21 protein-coding genes are annotated in these 21,858 nt (G+C 48.3%); 7 read left to right on the forward strand and 14 right to left on the reverse strand.

Going from position 1 to position 21,858, the window contains the following annotated elements:
- Positions 1–8: 8 nt before the first annotated feature.
- The 4 genes from Q0882_RS05625 to Q0882_RS05640 form a co-directional block, all read right to left on the reverse strand.
- Positions 9–674 (reverse strand): response regulator transcription factor, encoded by a 666-nt coding sequence (locus Q0882_RS05625; protein WP_299178951.1) that lies wholly within the window; start codon positions 672–674, stop codon positions 9–11.
- A complete protein-coding gene (locus tag Q0882_RS05630) occupies positions 671–1,975 on the reverse strand; it encodes a histidine kinase (protein ID WP_299178953.1) in 1,305 nt (434 codons plus the stop codon). The genes Q0882_RS05625 and Q0882_RS05630 overlap by 4 nt, the downstream gene beginning before the upstream one ends.
- Before the next feature lie 122 nt (positions 1,976–2,097).
- Positions 2,098–2,745, reverse strand: coding sequence for a response regulator transcription factor (locus tag Q0882_RS05635; RefSeq protein WP_299178955.1), 648 nt, complete (start codon positions 2,743–2,745; stop codon positions 2,098–2,100).
- Between the two features lie 174 nt (positions 2,746–2,919).
- The gene (locus Q0882_RS05640) at positions 2,920–3,357 is read right to left on the reverse strand and encodes a copper-binding protein (protein WP_299178957.1); all 438 of its coding nucleotides are present in this window, start codon (positions 3,355–3,357) and stop codon (positions 2,920–2,922) included.
- A 169-nt stretch (positions 3,358–3,526) separates the two neighbouring features.
- On the opposite strand from Q0882_RS05640, the gene Q0882_RS05645 reads away from it, so the two are divergent.
- From Q0882_RS05645 to Q0882_RS05665, 5 genes are all read left to right on the forward strand, one after another.
- Positions 3,527–4,702 (forward strand): ABC transporter substrate-binding protein, encoded by a 1,176-nt coding sequence (locus Q0882_RS05645; protein WP_299178959.1) that lies wholly within the window; start codon positions 3,527–3,529, stop codon positions 4,700–4,702.
- A gap of 14 nt (positions 4,703–4,716) precedes the next feature.
- On the forward strand, positions 4,717–5,688 hold the full coding sequence (locus Q0882_RS05650; protein ID WP_299178961.1) for a YVTN family beta-propeller repeat protein: 972 nt from the start codon (positions 4,717–4,719) through the stop codon (positions 5,686–5,688).
- A gap of 48 nt (positions 5,689–5,736) precedes the next feature.
- Positions 5,737–6,474, forward strand: a complete 738-nt coding sequence (locus Q0882_RS05655) for an ABC transporter ATP-binding protein (protein ID WP_299178963.1) — start codon at positions 5,737–5,739, stop codon at positions 6,472–6,474.
- Positions 6,471–7,256 (forward strand): ABC transporter permease, encoded by a 786-nt coding sequence (locus Q0882_RS05660; RefSeq protein WP_299178965.1) that lies wholly within the window; start codon positions 6,471–6,473, stop codon positions 7,254–7,256. The genes Q0882_RS05655 and Q0882_RS05660 overlap by 4 nt, the downstream gene beginning before the upstream one ends.
- A 145-nt stretch (positions 7,257–7,401) precedes the next feature.
- Complete coding sequence (locus tag Q0882_RS05665) at positions 7,402–8,973, forward strand: BCCT family transporter (protein WP_299178967.1); 1,572 nt, start codon at positions 7,402–7,404, stop codon at positions 8,971–8,973.
- 76 nt (positions 8,974–9,049) lie between these two features.
- On the opposite strand, the gene Q0882_RS05670 is transcribed toward Q0882_RS05665, so the two are convergent.
- From Q0882_RS05670 to Q0882_RS05695, 6 genes are all read right to left on the reverse strand, one after another.
- Positions 9,050–9,943 (reverse strand): tetratricopeptide repeat protein, encoded by an 894-nt coding sequence (locus Q0882_RS05670; RefSeq protein ID WP_299178969.1) that lies wholly within the window; start codon positions 9,941–9,943, stop codon positions 9,050–9,052.
- Between the two features lie 224 nt (positions 9,944–10,167).
- Positions 10,168–10,893, reverse strand: a complete 726-nt coding sequence (locus Q0882_RS05675; protein ID WP_299178971.1) for a DUF5610 domain-containing protein — start codon at positions 10,891–10,893, stop codon at positions 10,168–10,170.
- A gap of 133 nt (positions 10,894–11,026) precedes the next feature.
- Complete coding sequence (locus Q0882_RS05680; RefSeq protein WP_299178973.1) at positions 11,027–12,205, reverse strand: MFS transporter; 1,179 nt, start codon at positions 12,203–12,205, stop codon at positions 11,027–11,029.
- A gap of 43 nt (positions 12,206–12,248) precedes the next feature.
- On the reverse strand, positions 12,249–12,887 hold the full coding sequence (locus tag Q0882_RS05685) for an ABC transporter ATP-binding protein (protein ID WP_299178975.1): 639 nt from the start codon (positions 12,885–12,887) through the stop codon (positions 12,249–12,251).
- Positions 12,880–13,653 carry an ABC transporter permease gene (locus tag Q0882_RS05690; RefSeq protein WP_299178977.1) on the reverse strand — a complete coding sequence of 258 codons (774 nt, stop codon included), beginning with the start codon at positions 13,651–13,653 and terminating at the stop codon, positions 12,880–12,882. Before Q0882_RS05690 ends, Q0882_RS05685 begins: the two co-directional genes overlap by 8 nt.
- A complete protein-coding gene (locus Q0882_RS05695) occupies positions 13,650–14,615 on the reverse strand; it encodes an ABC transporter substrate-binding protein (protein ID WP_299178979.1) in 966 nt (321 codons plus the stop codon). The genes Q0882_RS05690 and Q0882_RS05695 overlap by 4 nt, the downstream gene beginning before the upstream one ends.
- 258 nt (positions 14,616–14,873) lie before the next feature.
- Here Q0882_RS05695 and Q0882_RS05700 point away from each other — a divergent pair, with 258 nt between their 5' ends.
- Positions 14,874–15,362 carry a rhodanese-like domain-containing protein gene (locus Q0882_RS05700; RefSeq protein WP_299178981.1) on the forward strand — a complete coding sequence of 163 codons (489 nt, stop codon included), beginning with the start codon at positions 14,874–14,876 and terminating at the stop codon, positions 15,360–15,362.
- 115 nt (positions 15,363–15,477) lie between these two features.
- The gene (locus tag Q0882_RS05705) at positions 15,478–16,146 is read left to right on the forward strand and encodes a response regulator transcription factor (RefSeq protein ID WP_299178983.1); all 669 of its coding nucleotides are present in this window, start codon (positions 15,478–15,480) and stop codon (positions 16,144–16,146) included.
- A 123-nt stretch (positions 16,147–16,269) separates the two neighbouring features.
- On the opposite strand, the gene Q0882_RS05710 is transcribed toward Q0882_RS05705, so the two are convergent.
- From Q0882_RS05710 to nosP, 4 genes are all read right to left on the reverse strand, one after another.
- On the reverse strand, positions 16,270–16,674 hold the full coding sequence (locus Q0882_RS05710; protein ID WP_299178985.1) for a GFA family protein: 405 nt from the start codon (positions 16,672–16,674) through the stop codon (positions 16,270–16,272).
- A gap of 185 nt (positions 16,675–16,859) precedes the next feature.
- Positions 16,860–17,855 (reverse strand): metal-dependent hydrolase, encoded by a 996-nt coding sequence (locus Q0882_RS05715; RefSeq protein ID WP_299178987.1) that lies wholly within the window; start codon positions 17,853–17,855, stop codon positions 16,860–16,862.
- Positions 17,856–17,969: 114 nt separating this feature from the next.
- The gene (locus Q0882_RS05720) at positions 17,970–20,558 is read right to left on the reverse strand and encodes a PAS domain-containing hybrid sensor histidine kinase/response regulator (RefSeq protein ID WP_299178989.1); all 2,589 of its coding nucleotides are present in this window, start codon (positions 20,556–20,558) and stop codon (positions 17,970–17,972) included.
- A complete protein-coding gene (gene nosP / locus Q0882_RS05725; RefSeq protein WP_299178991.1) occupies positions 20,551–21,699 on the reverse strand; it encodes a nitric oxide-sensing protein NosP in 1,149 nt (382 codons plus the stop codon). The genes Q0882_RS05720 and nosP overlap by 8 nt, the downstream gene beginning before the upstream one ends.
- Between the last annotated feature and the right edge of the window lie 159 nt (positions 21,700–21,858).

Consider the following 21,858-nt stretch of genomic DNA (forward strand, 5'->3'; position numbering starts at 1 on the left):
CAGATCAATTAGTGTTGGAGGGTCTCAGGCACTGCCTTGTTACAGCCAAACTTCAAAACTCCAGCCTGAATTGCATAGTGTACAAATTCAGCTGTTGAGCCGATATTAAGTTTGTTTTTCAGTATAGCCGTGTAATTGGAAACTGTCTTAGTACTGATATTTAAATTGCGTGCAATTTCATGGCTACTATCACCCTTCACAAGCGCAGCAAAAATGGCATATTCCCTTGTTGTCATTGAATCGATACGAGATTGCGCCTGCTCAGAGATAGAACCTGCTAATCGCTCCATCAACTCATCCTCAATGTAGGGTTCTCCAGCGGTTATTTTCTTGACCGCCTCGATCAACACCTCTGGCGGGGAACGCTTCGTGATATACCCTTTGACCCCCACAGCCAGTGACGCTTCCAGAATAGGCAGTTCATCATGCATGGAGAACATCAGTATTTTTGCGTCTGGCTGATCCTGTAACATCTCCCTGGCGATATCGACACCGTTAACCCCATGGATATTCATATCCAGTATGATGATATCAGGGCATTGCCTTCGATTAATTTTGATCGCCTCCTCAGCCGTACCCGCATCAGCAACCTCACAAGGCGCAAAAATGGTTGAAAGTAAGCTGGTATAGCCTCGCCGAACAACGGCATGATCATCTGCAATTAAAATTTTCACACGCACTCCTTTACGCATACTGGGAAACTTAGTTTCACGCTGCACCCTTCAGACTCAGTCGTCTTAATATCAAGCGCTCCATGCAGGAAATGCGCGCGCTCCTTCATTGAACGAATGCCAAGCCCTGACATTGCAGGACTACACATCCCCTGACCATCATCTTTAACCAGCACCGTACAGTTATCTGACCGGTCAAGCGCAACCCCCAGATAAACCGCCGTCGCACCGGCATGTTTTGCAATATTTGTCAGCGCTTCCTGCAAGATCCTGTAGACGTGGGTTTTACGCTCATCTTCCAGCTCTGGCAGGTGCATAGGAAGATCCAACTGTACGTGGATCTTATGGGTAGTCTGCCACTGTGAAACCAGCAACCTGATCGCTTCAAGCACACTCACTCGCTCAAGGGCTACGGGGTGTAAATTCTGAATCAGTTTGCGGAAGCTCGTCTGCATAGAGTCACAGTGTTGTGAGATCTGCTCACCCACGTGCCCTATCAGGGAGGGATTATCTTTGGATGCGGCTACCAGATAGGCTTGTGCACGTATCCCTGTCAGGTATTGGCCAAGGTCATCATGAAGCTCTCTGGCAAGATAGGCTCGCTCAGCCTCCTGTACGCGGATCAGTTCCTGCGTTAATGCCCGGTTCTCACCCTCTGCCTTTTCCAAAGAATGAGCCATCGCATTAAAATACCCTGATAACTCGTTGATTTCACGAATGGAATAACTTTCCATTCTGGCGCAATATTGCCCATTTTTGATAGCACCTAGAGCATTCACAAAGTCTGAAACAGGCTTGATCCCACGCTTAACACCCCAGGAGATCGCAAGATTGGAGATCACTGCACTCAGTAAAAACAGCAGTAAAACCAACTGCACCGACTCCCAGACCTCCTCTAACTCATCCTCGATATTGCCCCTGAGATGCAACACTCTCCCATCTGGCAGATAGCGGAAGTAATGCTTCTCCTCTAACTTTTGTAGACCGGGTATCAGATCCGTAAACCAAGCAGGTATATCACTGGGCTCTTTATGAGCATCCAGTAACTTTTGAGAGAGTGGAGAGATATTGCCATCAGACATTTTCAGAACAACATGACGAACGCTACCGCCATCAACCAGTTGCGCAAGCAGGATCTCATCATTGGCAGCAGCGCTCATCAGGCGATGGGTAAAACTGACACCTGCCGTCACTTCCCGGGAGATATCTTTGCTCGCCTGCAGCAATATTGCGTAAAGCGTAATCAGTGACGCGACCAGAAAGACCAAAGCCACCAGCAGGTTTAATCGAAATACAGCACCCATCTGCATACCTATCTAGTTTGATAGCTTTAGTATGCAAATGAGTACTGTCTTAGAAGAATGCCCCGAACGGGCTAAATACGTATGAACTTAAGTAGTAAATCCTACCCGGCAGATGTATTGAGCTACTCTGATGGTCCTGGCGCAAACTTAACAACGCCAGCCTCTACCGCCATATGAACGAGCTCCGCTGTCGATGAGAGACTGAGCTTACTTTTCAGTGTTGTGACGTAGTTAGACACGGTTTTGATACTGATGTTGAGGGTATCAGCGATATGCTGGTTGCTCTGGCCACGAGCCAGCATGACAAAAACTTCAAACTCACGCTGAGTCAGTTCTCTTAAGCGCTCGTCGGCAACATCCTGAGTGTTGAGGGCCAACTTCATCACCAGATCATATTCGATAAAGATCTCGCCACGATTGATCTTAGTTACGGCTTCTAGCAGCACCTTGGGTGAACCCGATTTGGTGATGTAGCCCATGGCACCAGCATCAAGCGCCTGTTTTACGATGGGAGCTTCGTCATACATGCTGAAAAATAGAATTTTAGCGTCAGGTTGATCTTTAAGGATCTGAGTTGCCGCTTCAATACCGCTCACACCCGGCAGGTTTACATCCATGATAAGGAGATCAGGTGAGTGGCTGGTAAACTTTTCGATCGCCTCTTCACCACTGGAAGCCTCAATGATTTCACAGGGCTCAATAACCGTCGGTAAAAGGCTAGCATAGCCCTGACGGACAACTGAGTGATCATCGGTAATTAAAATTTTCATGCCATCTCCACAACGCTATTCCCGGCCAATCCTACTTGAAAGGCAGGACTGTTAACAGCATAGGCGCTTATGAGTTGTTTATATAGGGAGATGTGAAAATTTCAGGAAGGAAATCAAGAGGTAAGGCTGATCAGGAAGGAAAGGATCTGACCAGCCCCAGAGGAACAGCTGGGTTTATTGAACGTTAAAAACGCCCTCCATCCCTTTGATCTCAAGCCCCTCAGAGTAGAACTCAAATTTACCGGGTTTTATCGGCACGAAATAGATCTCCGCTTCGCCTTCCTGCTCGAACTCAAGCTCTGTCAGGCCGACCGCTTTAATCTCCATATCACCCGCTTCTACTTTACGTAAGAAGATCGATGTAAAAAACTCAGGGGCCTGCAGCGCGTACTCAGTCTGACCGCTGGAGATGATCTTCAGTTTGTACGACTTACCCGTCTCCAGGTTGTACTCTTTTTCTGACAGGTAGTAACGGTTGTCTTCAGTCCCTAAAACAAGATCCGGAAGTTTTGTCGGACGGCGTGTAAGATCTCCCTTAGCAACCGCTACACTACTGGAAACAGCTATTGCAGCGGCCATACCTGTCACCATTATTGTTTTAATTAAGCGCATAGTTCTTATTCCTAATCGGGTTGTCTTAGATACTTGTGCTTTATGCTAAAGATCGTATTGGGTAAAAGAATGCTACTTCGGTACTAATTGATTTCTACTTTCTTCATATTCCGAGATCACGAATTCCCACTTATGCTGACTGTAATCATAATAACGACAGTGACTTACTATGCGTTTACGACAGTCATCTCTATCTGCAATCACGCTTACGGCTGCAATCAGTTTCGTACCACAGTGCCTTGCTAATCTGGAGATCAGTATCGGCTACCTTCATCAGGAGATTGATCAGGGCCCCGTTTTATCTAATATCCTGCCGGAGCCCGAAGATTCAGGTTTGAAGGGGACGGAGTTAGCTATTAACGATAGCAATACCACTGGCCGTTTTCTCAAACATCACTATCAGTTACAACCGGTCCGTGATGATGACCCTGATCGCCTGATCCAGAAAACAGATCAGCTCTACCAGAGCGGCGTTCGTTTTTTTGTTACCAATACCCCGGCAGATACCCTTCTCAAATTGCAATCACATCTGCCCGATGATGCAGTTCTGTTCAATGCCGGCAGCCCAGCTGATGCTTTGAGATCTGACCGCTGCATTGCTAACGTTCTCCATACCCTACCCAGTCGGGCGATGCTGACAGATGCGCTGGCCCAGTGGTTAAAGGCCAAACGCTTAAACAAAGTTCTGATCATCAGCGGAAATAACAGAGATGACAAAGCGTATACTGCTGCGTTTAAGCGGGCAGCCAAACGCTTCGGGATCAAAGTTGTGGCTGAGAAAGCGTGGTCTTTTGATAGCGATCTTCGTCGCACAGCACAACGGGAGATGCCACTGTTCACTCAGACGAAAGAGTACGATGTGGTCTTTGTAGCCGATGAACGAGGTGATTTCGGCGAATATGTACTCTTTAACACCTGGTACCCTCGGCCGGTGATCGGCACACAGGGGCTGACGCCGGTCGCCTGGCACCGGGTCGTCGAACAGTGGGGAGCCGCGCAGCTGCAAAGCCGGTTCGATAAACTCACGGGCCGCTGGATGACCAGCAAAGATTATGCAGCCTGGGCCGCTGTCCGCAGTATCGCGGAAGCAGTGACCCGGACCCGTTCCGATGACACCGGAATGATCTATAACTACATCCGTTCTGATCAATTTGAATTGGCTGGTTTTAAAGGTCGTAAACTCAATTATCGCGACTGGAATGGACAGCTGCGCCAACCGATCCCGCTGGTGCATCCACGTTCGCTGGTGTCTCAGTCACCTCAGGAAGGCTTCCTTCACCCGACTAATGAACTCGACACCCTTGGCTTCGACAGAGCTGAAGTTAACTGTAGTAACCCATCGTAGATACTGGAGCAACCATGAAACTTAAACATCTGTTAACCCCCTTAGCTTCAGCTATTTTGCTGGCGACCACCTGCGCACAGGCTGAACTTGCGTACGTATCTAACGAGAAAGATGACACTATCTCCATCATCGATCTAGAAACCATGGATGTCACTGAAACACTCGATGTCGGTGAACGCCCTCGCGGTATTCTGTTTTCGAAAGACTACAGCAAGCTTTATATCTGCGCTTCAGATTCCGACACTGTTCAGGTGATGGATCTGGCGACCAAAACGATCATTAAAGAGCTTCCATCCGGTGAAGACCCGGAGCAGTTTGCGCTGCACCCAAATGACAGACATCTCTACATCTCCAATGAAGATGATGCGCTGGTGACCATCGTTGATACAGAAACCAGTGAAGTGCTGGCCCAGATCGATGTGGGCGTAGAACCGGAAGGGATGGCGGTCAGCCCTGATGGTAAGATTGCGGTCAACACCAGTGAAACCACCAATATGGTTCACTGGATCGATACAACGACCTATCAGCTGGTCGATAACACATTGGTTGATCAGCGCCCTCGCCACGTTGAGTTCAGTAAAGATAGCAGTGTGCTATGGGCCAGCTCTGAGATTGGCGGCACCGTATCTGTCATTGATGTTGCCAGTCGCCAGATCATGAAAAAGATCAGTTTCGAGATCAAAGGTGTTCACCGCGATAAGATCCAGCCAGTTGGCGTGAAACTCTCTGACAACGGTAAATATGCGTTTGTTGCACTAGGCCCCGCCAACCATGTAGCGGTTATAGATGCTAAGACCCATGAGGTGGTCGACTATATTCTGGTTGGTCGGCGCGTTTGGCATATGGATTTCAATCATGATCAGAGTCTTCTACTCACCACCAACGGTATCAGTGGAGATGTATCGGTAATCGACATGGATAAGATGAAAGCCGTTAAGAGTATCAAGGTGGGGCGCTACCCATGGGGCGTAAAAGTTAAACCATAGCTCTCTCCCCTTTGCTGTTAACCGAATTTAACCGACGATGAGAACCTAATGAGTATTAGCGTAGATTCAATCAGCTTTCGCTACGGTCCAAGGCAGGCATTACAAGATATCAGCTTCACCCTCAACCGGGGTGGCTTTCACGGACTGCTAGGCCCTAACGGGGCGGGTAAATCTACGCTCTTTTCGCTGATCACACGTTTAAATGCCCTACAGCAAGGGGATATTCGGATCGATGACGCCAGTATCCGGCGACAACCTGCCAGCCTGATGCGCCGCATCGGCGTGGTTTTCCAGCAGAGTACGCTGGATCTTGATCTGACTGTTGCGCAGAACTTGCTCTACCACGCATCTCTCCACGGTATATCCAGTCGGGATGCTCGCCAGCGGATCGATACAGAACTACAACGAATGGAGATGTCCGACCGGGCGCATGACAAAGTCCGTGCGCTGAACGGGGGTCACAGGCGCCGTGTTGAAATTGCACGTGCCCTCCTGCATCGCCCCGAAATTCTCCTGCTGGATGAACCCACCGTCGGACTCGACCCGCAAACACGCCGCTCCCTGAATCATCACGTGCGTAAACTCTGTGAGGAGGAGAACCTGACCGTACTCTGGGCAACCCATCTGATGGAGGAGATCAACGAGGATGATTCGATCATTCTGCTCCATAAGGGCTGCTTGCTGGTTGATGATAGGGCAGCAACGCTACTCTCACTTTCAGGGCAAAATACGATCTCGGATGCATTCCACCACCTAACCACCCTTCCCCAACAGGAGTCAGTATGAACCTCATCAGTAGCTGGCACTGCTTTAAAGGGATTCTGGTCCGTGAGTTTCTGCGGTTTGTTCAGCAGCGATCCCGTTTTCTGAGCGCGCTGGTCAGGCCGTTATTATGGCTGGTTGTGTTTGCAGCGGGATTCAGGGCTGCGCTGGGTATCTCAATTATCCAGCCCTACGACACTTACATCACCTATGAAACCTATATCGCACCGGGTCTGTGCTGCATGATTTTACTGTTCAATGGGATGCAGAGTAGTCTTTCCATGGTGTATGACCGGGAGATGGGCAGTATGCGTGTGCTCCTGATGAGCCCGCTCCCCCGCCCCTATCTGCTGCTGTGCAAGATGACTGCCACCGCCCTGATCTCTCTGACTCAGGTCTATGCATTTCTCGCCATCGCACTCTTAGTCGAGGTGGAACCCCCGCTGCTGGGGTACCTGTATGTGTTACCAGCTCTGCTATTGGTTGCCCTGCTCCTCAGCTCGCTGGGACTTTTCCTCTCCACACGTATTAGGCAACTGGAAAATTTTGCCGGAGTGATGAACTTTGTGATCTTCCCGATGTTTTTCCTATCTTCAGCACTCTACCCGCTGTGGAAGATGCAGGAGGCCAGTGAATGGCTCTACTGGATCTGCATGATCAATCCCTTTACCCATGCGGTTGAACTGGTGCGCTATGCGCTCTATCTGAAACTGAATAGTGATGCGCTGATCATTACCGCTGGGACTACCCTGCTCTTTACCCTGCTTGCTGTAACAGGATTCAGGCCACAGAAAAATAGCAGGTAACCCCCCATGATCTCACTTACTGAGAGCAAGCATCCGTTCACGGTGGATGCTTAGTTCTTGGTTACTGCCAAGGTTCGCAGCCATGCCGATCTATATCTATGCTAAGGTTTAATACTTAGTATGTTTAATCTGGCAGGGAGGATGAATGCTTGAACAGCAAGATATATACAGTATTGAAAATACCGACTACGAAGTAGGTCAACACAATATTCAGAAATGGGGATTTGATATACATAACCCTGTTTTTGTAATCAGTACTGGGCTGATTCTTCTATTTTTGGTTGCTGTCTTAGTAACCGATCCAGCGATCTCTAAACCCGCACTTGACGGCCTTAAGTGGGACATCATCAAAAACTTTGATGTTCTGTTTATCTGGGCTGGAAATATCTTTGTACTGTTCTGTTTGGCACTGGTGATTTCACCTTTCGGTAAGATTCGATTGGGTGGAGCCGAGGCTGTGGCTGAACACTCGACCCTATCCTGGCTGGCGATGCTCTTCGCTGCAGGTATGGGTATCGGCCTGATGTTCTGGAGTGTTGCCGAACCGGTAGCCTACCTCACAGGCTGGTATGAAACGCCTTTAGGGGTTGAGGCGAATACGCCTGAAGCTGCCAGTATGGCCATGGGCGCTACCATGTACCACTGGGGATTACATCCGTGGGCGATCTATGCAGTTGTCGCACTCTCCCTTGCTTTTTTCACTTACAACAAGGGCCTTCCACTATCGATACGTTCAATTTTCTACCCGCTGCTTGGTGATCGTGCCTGGGGGTGGGCTGGACATCTCATCGATATTCTTGCGGTACTTGCAACACTCTTTGGCTTAGCGACTTCATTAGGTTTAGGCGCTCAACAGGCGGCATCCGGCCTTAAACATATCTTCGGCCTTGAAGGCGGGCTGGAGTTGCAGATCATGATTATCATCGGGGTGACTGCACTAGCGATCTTCTCCGTGATACGTGGCATAGAGGGCGGCGTTAAGCTATTGAGTAACATCAATATGATCATCGCATTCCTGCTCTTGATCGCAGTTGCGCTGATCGGTTTTTCTGTAGCGGTAGGCAACCTGGGTACAACCATCAGCGCTTATATACAGAATATTATCCCGCTCAGTAATCCTCATGGGCGCGAAGATGAAGCCTGGTTCCAGGGCTGGACTGTGTTCTACTGGGCCTGGTGGATCTCCTGGTCACCCTTTGTAGGAATGTTTATCGCACGTGTTTCTAAAGGGCGAACCATACGTGAGTTTATTATTGCGGTCTTACTGGTTCCGACCGCGGTCACGATTTTATGGATGTCTATCTATGGCGGTATTGCGATCGATCAGGTTATCAACTCGGTTGGAGCCCTGGGTAAAGATGGATTAACCGATGTCCCTCTTGCAATGTTCCAGATGTTTGATGAACTGCCCTGGGGTAATTTCCTATCGATCACTGCCATCATTCTGGTGCTGGTCTTCTTTATCACCTCATCCGACTCCGGCTCGCTCGTAATCGACAGTATTACAGCAGGTGGTAAGATCGATGCCCCGGTTCCTCAGCGAATTTTCTGGGCAACGATTGAAGGCGCTATTGCGGCGGCTCTCCTCTGGATCGGTGGCACTGAGGCGATTCAGGCGCTGCAAGCCGGAGCGATCTCAACAGGATTGCCTTTTACAATTGTACTGTTATTGATGTGCGTCAGTCTGGTCATGGGGTTGCGTACTGAAAGACATTAGTGACAAACGACAGCAACAAAAAACCGCCAAGAACTCAGGCGGTTTTTTTCTATCTCTAAACATGACGATCAACCGATTATGATTCAGCTTCACTCTTCTGCTCGTTAATCCCCGCCAAAACCTGAAATGCCTCATTGTCTTGCAGACTTTCAAAGAAGCGTTCGCCAACGAGCTCATCTTTGAGACTAGCAGACAATGACAGCGCCGTTTCTATATCTGTCAACGCATCCTCATGCTGCCCGAGCTTTGCGTTAGCACAAGCTCTCTGCCAGTACGCTAAGGCGTAGTTACTATCTAACTCAAGGGCCTGGTTAACCAGAGACATCGCCCAGGAATCCTCATCAATATCCAGCAGTGTATCCGCTTTATAGGTTAGGGCTTCAACATCATCTGAGTTGATCTCAAGGATCTGATCGTAAATTTTGATTTTTTCCTGATCACTTTTTTCCAGACCGGCTCTCATCCACAGAGAGTGAACCACATTACTATCCGCCAACACTTTCTGAGCTGTGACAATCTGGTTAGATCGCTCCTTCAAAGTGGACTCAAGCTTATTGAGTCGCTCCTCATACTCTGTGGTCAGCTCCTCTACTCGCTTGGTTGTGGTCGATTCCACACTGTTTTTAATATCGGTGATCGACTTCCATCCCAGTAGCACAAGAAGTGAGGCCGCAGCGGTGATGATGTAAAAGATATTATTTGTCGTATCGGCGGTATACCTGATCGCCCTGTCTGACGCGTCCAATCGGGCATGAGCGACTTTTTCACTGACCTCTGCCTTGGTTGCCTGAAGGTCTTGTCTTAATGATTTAAGTTCATCGAGAACATAGCGCTCGATAAAAGGGTTATACAGCGGCTTATTAAACTCGGAGTCTTCAGTCGGTGCTGCAGAACTTTCCTGAGCGTGCACAAAACCACTCACAAGCGTGAACAGTAGAAAAGTGGGTATAAAATTCAAGAGCCTACTCATATTGAAATGCCATCAAAAGATATGGGTTCACCGGATACGACAGTTAATGGCTAAAAGGCATTGCCTATAGCACTACTCAATATGAGACGCGTTCCCCATAAACGCAAGCAGAGCAGGTACCGTAAAGATAATAACCAATGTGTAAGTAAACGCTTTGTGTACACAAGAGCATATCGCTATAAACGCAAAAAAGCCGCGACTGCGGCTTTTTATCTGATCACTCTTTATGCTTCTGAAGAGGTGAGGATAGTGTCGCCTGAAGCCGGATCGGTTGGCGTTGAGGTGTCCACCGTAGCCTCTACAGCTTCGCCTTCAGATGGGTCAGTAGAAGACGGTGTGCCGCCGTTATCAACGCGGAACTTTTCCAGACCTTGCTGTACCAGCTCAAAGGTCAGATCGATATTGGAGGCGATATCACCCTCTAATACGTTAAGACCATCCAGAATGGTACGCGCTTCATTGAACCCCTGCTCTATTCCGCCACCAATAACATCGACAAACTGGTCGACCAGTGCAGCCCCCTCAAGATCTGGGTTGGCTGCCTGATAGGCTGAAAACATCGCAGTGGTCAGGGATACAATGCGATCGGCGGTTGCTTCAGGTGAAACATCAATCCCCGCTTCAACGCTCTCTTCAATTGTGCCCATCTCAGGGGGCAATTGCTCGTTGATATTGGCAATAACCGCATTCAACGTGAGTACCAAAGGCTCACTAGCGGCATTTGAACTACCCGCTTCAAAATTGGATTCGATTATTGCCTGATCCTGTTGTACATCAGCAGGGGCTTCTGTGATCTCAGTGGCACTTTCCGTTCGCTCAGTTTTTCGGATAGCGTTTTTTTCATGCGCAGCAGCAGACACCTGTTTACCAAATGGCTGATCTGCCTCTTTGTTGGGTTTCAATTCATTGTTTACGTAACCACCAAAGTTACTGTAATCACCGATTGCCATGGTATGAGTCCTGCTGTTTGTTGTCTGTATTAAAGACGTTATCGGCCGAATAGACAAAATACTGAGTATTTTTTATACACCTGTTTTAGGCGAGTGACAATCAACTAATTATTAACCAGCCGTATAGGTAATCTCAGAGCGCAGGAACCAACCTCTTCAACCGGATCAAGCTTATAGCCCCAAGTACAGGGCCAGGGAATAGCAGAACCATAATCCACTCGACGGGCAGGTGTTCCAGAAGCATTGCGGTGATCTGGACAGCAATGATCGTGATCGTGAATCCAATCGCATTGATCATGGTTAACGCGCTCCCGACCACTTTTTTCGGTGCTGTTTGCGCCGAAAGTGCCGAGAATTGCGGTGAATCAGTCACCACTGCGATCCCCCAGATACTCCAGAAAAGAAGCATCAACTCAAATGAAAGATCGATGATCATCGGGGAGAGCAGACAGCAACTTCCAGAAATAACCAGCATCCACAGCGCCACCCTCCGACTACCAACAAACCTCGATGCATACCCACCAGCAACACAACCTAATCCTCCAATGGCGATGATATAGAATGACCAGAAAGGAATGTTAATGTCACTGCCCGATAGCTCCTCCCAGGCTTTGAGCCAGTACGGCAGCAACGCCCAAACCGCATACAACTCCCACATGTGACCAAAATAACCACCCGCAGAGGCCTGTAGCGATTTAGAGCGTACCGCCTGCCAAAGGTCAGTGAGTTTTAACGCGCCCCCCTTATGCAGAGCAGGCCCATCGGGGACAAACAACAGGATGATTATTCCACCCAAGATGGCGCATCCACTGGAGAGGTAGATCACTGGCTCCCAACTCTCGAAGGAGAAAGATGAGAAGAAATGCGCAGATGAGGTCCCCACGGACAGCGCACCGACCAGATACCCTAATGCGACCCCGAGCCCTTCAGGATACCACCCGGTTGCGATTTTCATGCCGACTGGATACACACCCGCCAGCATCATACCGCCCATAAACCTCAACAAAAGCACCTGATTTAAATCATCAGCCCAGAACGCGATCAACAGGTTAAATACGGCGGTACCACAGGCACAGATAAAAAAGAGTATGCGAGGAGAGAGACGATCAGCGAGGGCCAGCACAGAAAAGAGTAATGCTCCCACGATAAAGCCAAACTGCACCGAGTTTGTCAGGGGAGCCACAGCTGAATCAGGTAAGCCCCACTGCTGTTGAAGGATTGGAAGGATTGCGTTACCAGCGAACCAGGTCGAAGAGCCCAGAAGCTGGGCCAGGACTATACAGGGTAATATATATAACGGCCTGGAAATCATATATCTCCAATAGTTTCAAATAGTTAAGAACAATATATGATTCCTATCTTAACATTGACTCAAGCATTGCCAAATCTAGCTCTTTCGCTTCACCATAAAAAAACAGGGACGCAGGCGAACCTTTTAATACGGCAATCTGATCTCCGATCGCCAACGCTTCATCCGGATCATGTGTCACATAGATCATACTGCGCCGGGGATCCTTCCCCACCAGATCACTGATCAATACCAACATCTCATGAGCTGTTTGCATATCCAGCGATGCAAGCGGCTCATCCATCAGCACGATATCTGGCTCACACAGTAAGCAGCGTGCTAGTGCAGCTCTTCGCGCCATACCTAATGAGATTTGGGAGGGATAATAATCGGCATACCGCTCCAGCTTAACACTCTTCAGTATCGACATAACCCTCTCCCCATCGGGATGCACAATCATAAGATTCTGCTTAAGGGTGCGCCAGGGAAGCAACCTTGGTTCCTGAAACAGATAACCAACCTCCGGCTGATTATTTTGCCAGGGAGCGGTGACACCTAATCCTGCAAGTTCATTGAGTATTGTGGTTTTACCGCAACCCGATGGTCCCAAAATACATAGTACCTCCCCTTCACACAATGACAGATTTAGCCGACTCAGGATCGCACGAGAGCCTAAAACAATCTCATCCAGCTGCATCTCATACATAACTATTTCCCCCTTTCCAGCAGGAAGCATGACGATCTAAAGGCTGCAAAATAAACCACTCAATCATCTGCACGATGAGGATAAATGCGAAGCTGTACGCCAGGATCGTAGCAACATCAAAGAGCTGAAAAGCGAGATGAAGCTGAAAACCAACACCATCCGAACGCCCCAGAAGCTCAACAACCAACACAATTTTCCAGATTAGTGCTAATCCTCCCCGCGTTGCCACCATGATGTAGGGGAATAGCTGAGGCCACCACAGCTCAGTAATTGTCTGGCGCATATTAAAACGGTAGAGCTTTGCCATCTGCTCTAACTTGGGATCAAACATACGCCCACCCTCACGTAAGGTAACCGCAACATTGGGTAGTTTGTTGATGATCACTGCCGCGACAGCGGCCACCTCTACCAGTCCAAACCAGACATAGAGAAGAATAATCACAACCAGTGCCGGTATGTTGAGAAGAATGATCAGCAGTGGGTCAAGTATTCGATTCATCCGCGGAATGCGTGCCATTAAGACACCAAGCACACCACCTATTAACATGGCAAAAAGAAAGCTGACCAATACTCGCTGGAGGGTGATCCACAAATGGTGAAGAAGTCGTCCCTGTTCATATTCAAGCATCATCTTAGCCACGACGATGCCTGGCTCAGGAAGCAGTGGATCCTGGAGATAATAAGCGATGCCCCACCAGCAGGCTATCAGGGCTGTTAGCGTTATCAGTTGATCACTTAATCTGGATTGCGAACTTTTCGCGTTCATAAAGGCAACCTGATGAACAGAGATTCATCCAAAGTGTGACCCGTTGGATAGGTCTTTAACTGATCAATCAATCTGTAGAAGCGCTGAGCATCTTCAATATGATGAGGGGTAAGAGGTGACGGTACACCCTGGCGATACCCTTTAACTAATGCCTTGAACTCCTGGTCATTCGAAACACGCATCAACGGGCGCAGTTTTTTCCATGGACGATCACTCTCTTGTAACTGCTTCTTAGCCTCTGAAACTGCAATGGCAAAACCCCTGATCCGCTCTGGATCAGCATCAATAAATGGCTGTTTGAAAAGGTAACCTAACATCGGAAGATCACTTTTAAGCCCAAGTTTAGCCATTAAATCGGACAACCTTCCATAGCGTTCAAACCCTTCTGCCTCTAATTTGGCGCCAAAATGCCAGAAGGTAACTAACAGATCGATCTGTTTTTTTCTCAATCCCTGCGATAGTAATGGAGGCGCAGCAAACTGTACTGTAGCCTCTTTGTGCAGATCGATCCCTTCCGCCTTTGCACTGGCTTGCAACAGCACCCAACCTTTATTCATCGGTCCGCCTGCGACCCCTATACGCTTTCCTATCAGATCTTTAAAATCTGCGATTAAGCTGCCATCTGCTTTGATAAGCACCCCAATTTGACGGGAAAATGGCAAAAATCGAAGTCCCTCTCCCTGTCTGTTACGCTCATTCGCCCAGAGCCAGTCGGATACGATGGTATCAACCGTACCGCCAGCCAAAGCCAACCTCGAAGCCGACATGCTGGCTACTTGCGTTACAACCAATTCGAAACCATTTTTCCTATCGAGCTGCTGACCTTTTATGTATTGCAGCTCCCAATTCACTGTCCCATTTGCCAGGGCCGCTACTTTAATTTGTGGTAGTCCTGCAGGCTGGGCATAGCCACTTACCGATAAAAAACTTAGGAAAAACAGCAAGATAATTTTAAAAAACATAGTATTCTCACACTAAGGATTAGTGTTACATAGGCTCTTTTTCAAAATAAGCTGCACACCTGTGAGCCAAAATAGTACTTTCGTACCTGTTTTTTTGCTCGATGGTAGAATTTTGACTGGCACTTTCGCAGGGTGTAATAGAGGCATACAAAGCATCAAGAGTAATTAGCCATCTCAAACCTACTGCGTATCTTCGCCCTCTGCCTGATGCTGCTATGCTCAAGTGGATTTGCTCAGGAGCATTCGCCCCAGGTAGATTTGGATGACTTTGATCTGTTCACCCTGGATGGATACAGGCTCTATCGTTACCGGAGCCCCACCCCGCTAAGCAGTGAACATGCAGTAACGATCTCCACTGATGAAGTGGTCAGGATGCTTGAACAGGAGAGCAATATCATTCTACTGGATGTACAACCCGTACAATGGAATCGGGTTTTCATCCAGAAAGAACCCAGACTAAACATTCCTGGGAGTACATGGCTTCCCAATGTAGGTCTCGGTGAGCTTGATAATGAATGGATGAGGTATTACCGTTCGCACCTCTTACGCTTAACCTCGGGTGATAAAGAGGCGGCGATCATTATCTACTGTCGTGCAGACTGCTGGATGTCATGGAACGCACTTAAACGCGCCTCCGAATGGGGCTACAAAAAATTATTCTGGTACCGGGATGGCACTGATGGGTGGATCGAAAATGATCTTGAAACGACCCTTGCCGTTCCAGAACCTTTCCCAGGGAAAGAGTAAGTCTACGAATAAAGATTATACTCAAACATGATGCAGCTTAAGTACTCAGGATGAGTCACTAAAAATTACACTCAGGTGTATTGATAATAAATATAAAGATACTGGAGAGTTTGTTGTGTACAAAATCCTGATTGCAGATGATCATCCCCTTTTCCGCGAAGCGATCATCAATGTTATTGAGAACAGCTTCACTGGATGCCAGACCCTGGAAACGGAAGATCTGGAGAGTGCACTGGATATCGCTCAGAACGAGGATGATCTCGACCTGATTCTCCTTGATCTCAATATGCCAGGCATGAACGGGCTCAACGGCCTGATCACACTAAGAAATGACCTGCCTACTGTCCCGGTGGTGATTGTATCCGCTGAGGAGGATAAACAGATCGTGCTTCAGGCAATCACCTATGGAGCGGTAGGCTTTATTACTAAGTCCTCTCCGCGTGATCAGATGACTCAGGCACTTGAACAGATTCTTGCAGGGAACGTCTACCTGCCGTCTGACATCATCCGCTCAAGTCAGCCTGACAACCGACGCAACCATCGGAAAGATGACAATCAGATCCCTCCTGAACTGCTCTCCTCCCTCACGAGAAGACAGCTGCTGGTATTGGAAAGGATGTCAAAAGGTGAGTCTAACAAACAGATCGCTTACAACCTGAATATTGCAGAAACCACCGTAAAAGCACACGTCTCTGCAATATTACGCAAGCTGGGTGTACACAACCGAATTCAGGCAGTTCTTTCGGCAGGTAACATCGACTTTAACGAGTATCTGAAGCGCTAGTACTCAGGCTCAAACTGAAAAACCCAGCAGATGCTGGGTTTTCTATTTCTGAACTCCACGAAATGCCTGACAGGTAAGCGCGCTAAGCTTCCAGAGACAGACTCCCTTCAACAACAGATAAGCCTACTTAACAGGGCCCTCTTCAAACTGAGTCAGATCATCGTTGATCTCATTCCAAGGTGCTTTAGAGCCGGTAAAAATATGAAAGCTCGGTTTGTGAGATGGGGCATCATCAAGAATGCCCAGACGAATGTTATGTTTACCCGTTTTTAGCTTTCTCGAAAACAAACTCGATCCGCAACACTGACAAAACGCTAACTCTGTTTCAGCACTCTTGCTATACACGGTCACAAACTCTTCACCTGAAGTGTAACGAAACTTATCGGAACTTATTCCCCCAACAGATGAATAATCAGACCCAGTAAACTTTCTGCACTCGGAGCAATGGCAATTACCCATATACTCAAAATCATCAGGCACCTCTATCTGCACTCTCTTACAAAGGCACGAGCCAACTAGCTTTCTCATTATTCATCTCCGCTGTAGCAGTTCCCACCCAAAACAGATGAGGATATTTGGATTAACTATAGATGTCAGTCGTGTACTTATCTTGAATATTCTTGCTCTGTCATTAGCGCTTAAGTGAGTGCTCCAGACTTATTCATTGCCATTTAGGCCGCTTACATTTGGCTGTAAACCATCTTTATCAGTGACTAAAGCGCACCTCTGCTGACAATCCTGGCTAACAGATTTGGTACCAGCTCTTCACTACGTACCTCCTCTATACGCTGATCTTCTGAAGGAATCACCCTACCGTTGTCGATCTCTGCAACCTTAAATGTGAATACATAGAAAGGCTCTGCCCCCATCCGTAGGTCAGACAGCAGCAACTCCCTGTTCTGCTCTTTTACCTTAAGAAAACCTTTACTGAACCACTGCAATCTCTGAACAGGCCAGTGCTGTTCAATCTCACCAAGCTGACTGATCTGATTAGGGTACTCTTTAAAGTGGATCTGACGATCTGGATCGAGTAAGGAATAAAATCCCTCCTCATAGCTATGCTCCTTCATAACCAGCACTCGCCATAATAGAGTATTGAAAGGCGCAGCAGAGACCAGGACTTGGCTTTGGCTCTGCTTTTCAGCAAGGTTCTCTTTAGCGATCTCGGTCACCCAATTCTGAGCAATCACACCCCAGGCCAGATAGAGACAGCTTATCGCTATACCCAACTGATTCGCTCGCAGCCCCCATTTCGCTTGCCTTGCGCTCAACGCCAACAGCGTACCCAAAAGCAGAGGCAGGGTATAAAGTGGATCTATGATGAAGATACTGCCTATCCCTACAGGCTCTACAGAAAGTGGCCAGAATAGCTGCGTACCGTAGATAGTAAAGCTATCCAGTATCGGGTGTGTTACCAGCGCCAGCCACACCAGCATAAACCAGTGTTTAGATAACCCCTCATACTGACCGTGAAACCGATTGATTAACCAGGCTAATAAAGGTGCTAGCAGAGATAGGACAAACAGGGAGTGACTGAAACTACGATGATAAGTGAAATCTGCAACCGCGCCCCCCATTGAGATAAAAACGTCCAGGTCCGGAATTGTCGCAACAATACCTCCCCAAAGTGCGGCCCTGTAGCCAACCTTTTGACCAAGCACCGCCTGCCCTACGGCCGCTCCAAGTGCGATCTGAGTAACCGAATCCATAACCTCATCCCAACTGAACCATCAGCGCCTGATAGTATGCGGCAATCAGCAATAGAACAAATGGATTTACACAACGTTACAGTGGCAGATCCAGGCTGCAATGAAGAGGGTAGATCAGGCTGTCTCGATACAACTGTCCAGCATATGAATCAACGTTGTTTTTAGCTTCAGGGGCTTAACCGGTTTATTGATCAACATATAACCAAGATTACGCACCTCATGGTTAAGCTCTTTACTGTAATTAGCCGTGATCATCAGAACCGGTAGTGGCGCAGCGACACGAGCCGTCACCTCCCTAGCTGCATCAATGCCGGTCTCGCCATTATCCAGGTGATAATCTGCAATCAAGATATCAACAGGATCTTGCTCAAAATCGACTTTATTGCCAAGGTCATCATAGGACAATCCAGTCACCAGATTGCAGCCCCAGCCAGAGAGGAGCGTCTCCATCCCCTGGCAGATCGCCTCATCATTATCGATCAACCAGATATTTGCACCCGACAACCGATCTGTGAGAAGCGGCTGACTTGGTCCGGTCATCACATCGAGTACGGGCTGGCCTTTTGGCACCTTCACCGCAAAGAGCGAGCCTTTACCCTCAACAGAATCAACGCGTATCTGATGACCCAGTACGCGTGAGATCTTATCGACGATCGCCAATCCCAGCCCCAGCCCCTTTTCACACCCAGGACTGTCATGATCGAGACGTTTAAACTCTTCAAAAATCTCATGAAGCTTATTCGCAGGGATCCCTTTACCGGTATCAAGCACCTCAATCCAGAGATCATCGCCCTGATGCCGGCACCCAAGCAACAGTTTACCTCCCGAGGTATAGCGGATCGCATTGGTCAGGAAGTTTCGCAGTATTCTGGCAAGCAGTTGTGAGTCTGACCTCACTGTCGCACTGCTTTTTACATAGCGGAATCCCAACCCCTCAGCATCTGCAAGCTGACTGAACTCTGCAGCTAATGTGTCCAACAACCCCTGAATCCCAAAACTCACAATATCGGCGGTGACTACGCCGGCATCCAGTTTTGAGATATCAACCAGAGTGCGCAGTAGCGATTCCACATCATCCAGAGAGTTAGAGACTGAGTGTGCTAATGTACAGTTTTTCGGATCCTGGATCTGTTCAGACAATGCGCCTGAGAAGAGGCGTGCCGCATTCAAAGGCTGCAGCAGGTCATGACTGACAGCAGCGAGGAATTTTGTTTTGGATAGGTTGGCCTGCTCCGCCTCCATCTTGGCATCCAGAAGCCGTGATTCAACCTCAACACGCTCCTGTATCTCAGATCGAAGCTGTTCATTCACCTGAGTCAGCTCAGATGTACGCTCTTTAACACGCTGTTCAAGCAACTGGTGCGACAGCTCCAGTGCCTCAGCTGAACGACGGCGCTCAGTGATATCGCGGATCATGACAAAGAAACCATCGGGGTTGCCATGCTTATCGATATTAGCGACGTATGATTTCAGCATATAGCGATCTTCACCGCGCGCATTACGCTGCCAGGTTTCAAAGGTGACATTCTCGCCCGATAAGGCACGGTCTATATAGGGTTTCAGGTGGAGGTACTGTTCTTCGGTGTATACCTCAAAGATATTCTCACCGTTGAGTGCTCCATCCTCTTTACCAAACCATTGGTTATACACCTTATTGGCAAAACGGTAGTTAAGCTCCTGATCCAGATAGGCGATCAACGCCGGAACATTATCAGTAATCAACCTAATCCACTGCTCGCTCTGACGTAGCGATTCAGCATATTTATGACGTTCGGTAATATCCGTATAGGTATTAACAAACCCACCCTGTGGCATCGGATGGGTTCTGACCTCTATCACCTGCCCCTTGGACCCTCGCTGCTCGGAGGCTAACACCTCCCCTTGCTGAGCAGCCGTGAGTGCATGCTGCAGTATTGAATGGTTATCCAGCATTAGCGCAGCAAAGGGCGGGTATGACTCAACCTGCGAACCATCGACTCCTGTAAGATCAAGGAAACGATCATTCCACAGCTCAACACGCCCTTCTGGTGTGACCAGTACAACCCCTTGGGAAAGGTTATCAACCGTGTTCTGAAGGAGTTTCGTTTTCTGTGCCAGTGCATGTTCGCGATCAGCCGTTTCCCGCTCTTTCAGCGCAGTTATATCCGTGTACAGAATAACCAGACCACCGTCCTGAGTAGGACGCTCAGACATCTGTACCCAGCGACCATCATTGAGCCGGTAGACCTTACTTCCGGTATTGGTCGCGGGATACTCCTCATCAATTAAGCCACTCTCTTTGGCAAGGCGGCTTATATCCTGAATGGTGATGCCGGTTCTGATCTTTAACCCGGTTGAAGCCCATACCTGACAAAACTTGCTATTAAACAGGACAATTTTGCGCTGATCATCAAACAGCACAAATGCATCGGAGATACTCTCAATCGCATCAATCAGCCGCTGGTTTGCCAGAGCCGCTTCATTGTTAGCATCTTTCAGGGCGCGGTGGCTTATTTTCAGCTCTGACAACACTCGATTAAGCGCCTCAGTGCGTTCGCGCACCTGCTCCGCTAACACAACTGAATGCTCAAACGCCGAGTAGGGATTCGCCCCCTGACACCCTCCTGCTTCAACACGTTCAATCAGTACACTGTTGATCTTCCTTAACTTTCGGTTTTCTTCCTCAAGCTGTTCGATACGGACGTTTAGGGTCTGATCAACCATCTTGATGGCTCCCTATGGCGACTGCCGTAAAGGTCTGGTTGATATGCATCCCCTCCTTCTGTTCTCCGTAGGTGTTAAATCCGATCACATTATTCTTTCTCAATAGCTCAGATACAGAGTGAGAGTAACCCAGCCGCTCACACTCAAGTCGGCGTAAGAAGCAGTCACAGCCGATGATAAGTTGCGGCTTGCCAATCTCCTGCTGGATCATATCCAGCTTTTTGATCAGATCAGATGCCATATCACCCGGCTGCATCACTGTAAGGACAATGCCGTTTTCAACCGCGCAGTAGAATCGCAAACTCAGGTCTTCATTCACCTGCTGGATAGACCTGACAAAAAACTCATCACCCAGCTTTACCGCGATCGGATTGAGCGCAAATACTTCATGATTCAAACGCTCAACCGGCACACCTATGACGCGCGCATACTCTACCGCTGCGGGCTCTGCGTTTAGCTCATAAACAGTACGACTATCAGCATCGGCTGCTGTGACCACCAGCTTCTCATCTTTATTGCGCATATGATGGGTACTGAACACCTCAAACTCATAAAGGGTGTTTACCAACATGACAACAGCAGCCCCCGTATGGAACTCGCCGTTGTAATAGACATGTGTCTTTGCCAGATGGATATCATCACCAGCAGAGCCACCAAAACTGGGGATACTGCCCAGTGCGGAGTTCAGCGTAACCAGTACATTCTCCTCCTGGATCGAAAGCCCATCGAGCAAGGTCAACGCAAAAGTGTTTCCTTTGATGGGGGCGATCTCATGCTTACGGCATCCCGAGATCAATTGATCCACCAGCCTCTGCGCATCGGTCAGACTAAAATCATCAAGGCACTCAATAGAAGCCGCTTCTATAGCAAAACCTGAGCGCTCAAACCCGATCGCCGTTATACAGCCCTGCCCATAGCCCTGAGGGGTAATTTCACCTGCCGTTGTACAACCAACAACCTGAACATCTGGAAACGCCAAATTGATCGCGATCGCCAACTGGTCGAGCGGATATTCAGCAGAACAGAAAAAGATGATGAAGTTGATTTCAGACGAGGTTAACTGCTGCTGCAGTTCGTTTGCGGCTGCGTAAGGGTCTGCACTGAAAGACGCGGCTGTAGTAAAGGCGTTTTTTTGGCTCAAGGTAGAGTCCCCGGAACTTGGGTAGTTCAACCATTCTAGGCCCTGTGAGCCAATACCAAAATACTACTTGCGAACCTTTTTTAAAGCATAAAAAGAGGAATATAACCTATTAATATATATGAATATTTTAAACAAAAAATGGAAAAGCGGTACTAAAGA

The organism is uncultured Neptuniibacter sp. (assembly GCF_947498015.1).
Lineage (GTDB): Bacteria > Pseudomonadota > Gammaproteobacteria > Pseudomonadales > Balneatricaceae > Neptuniibacter.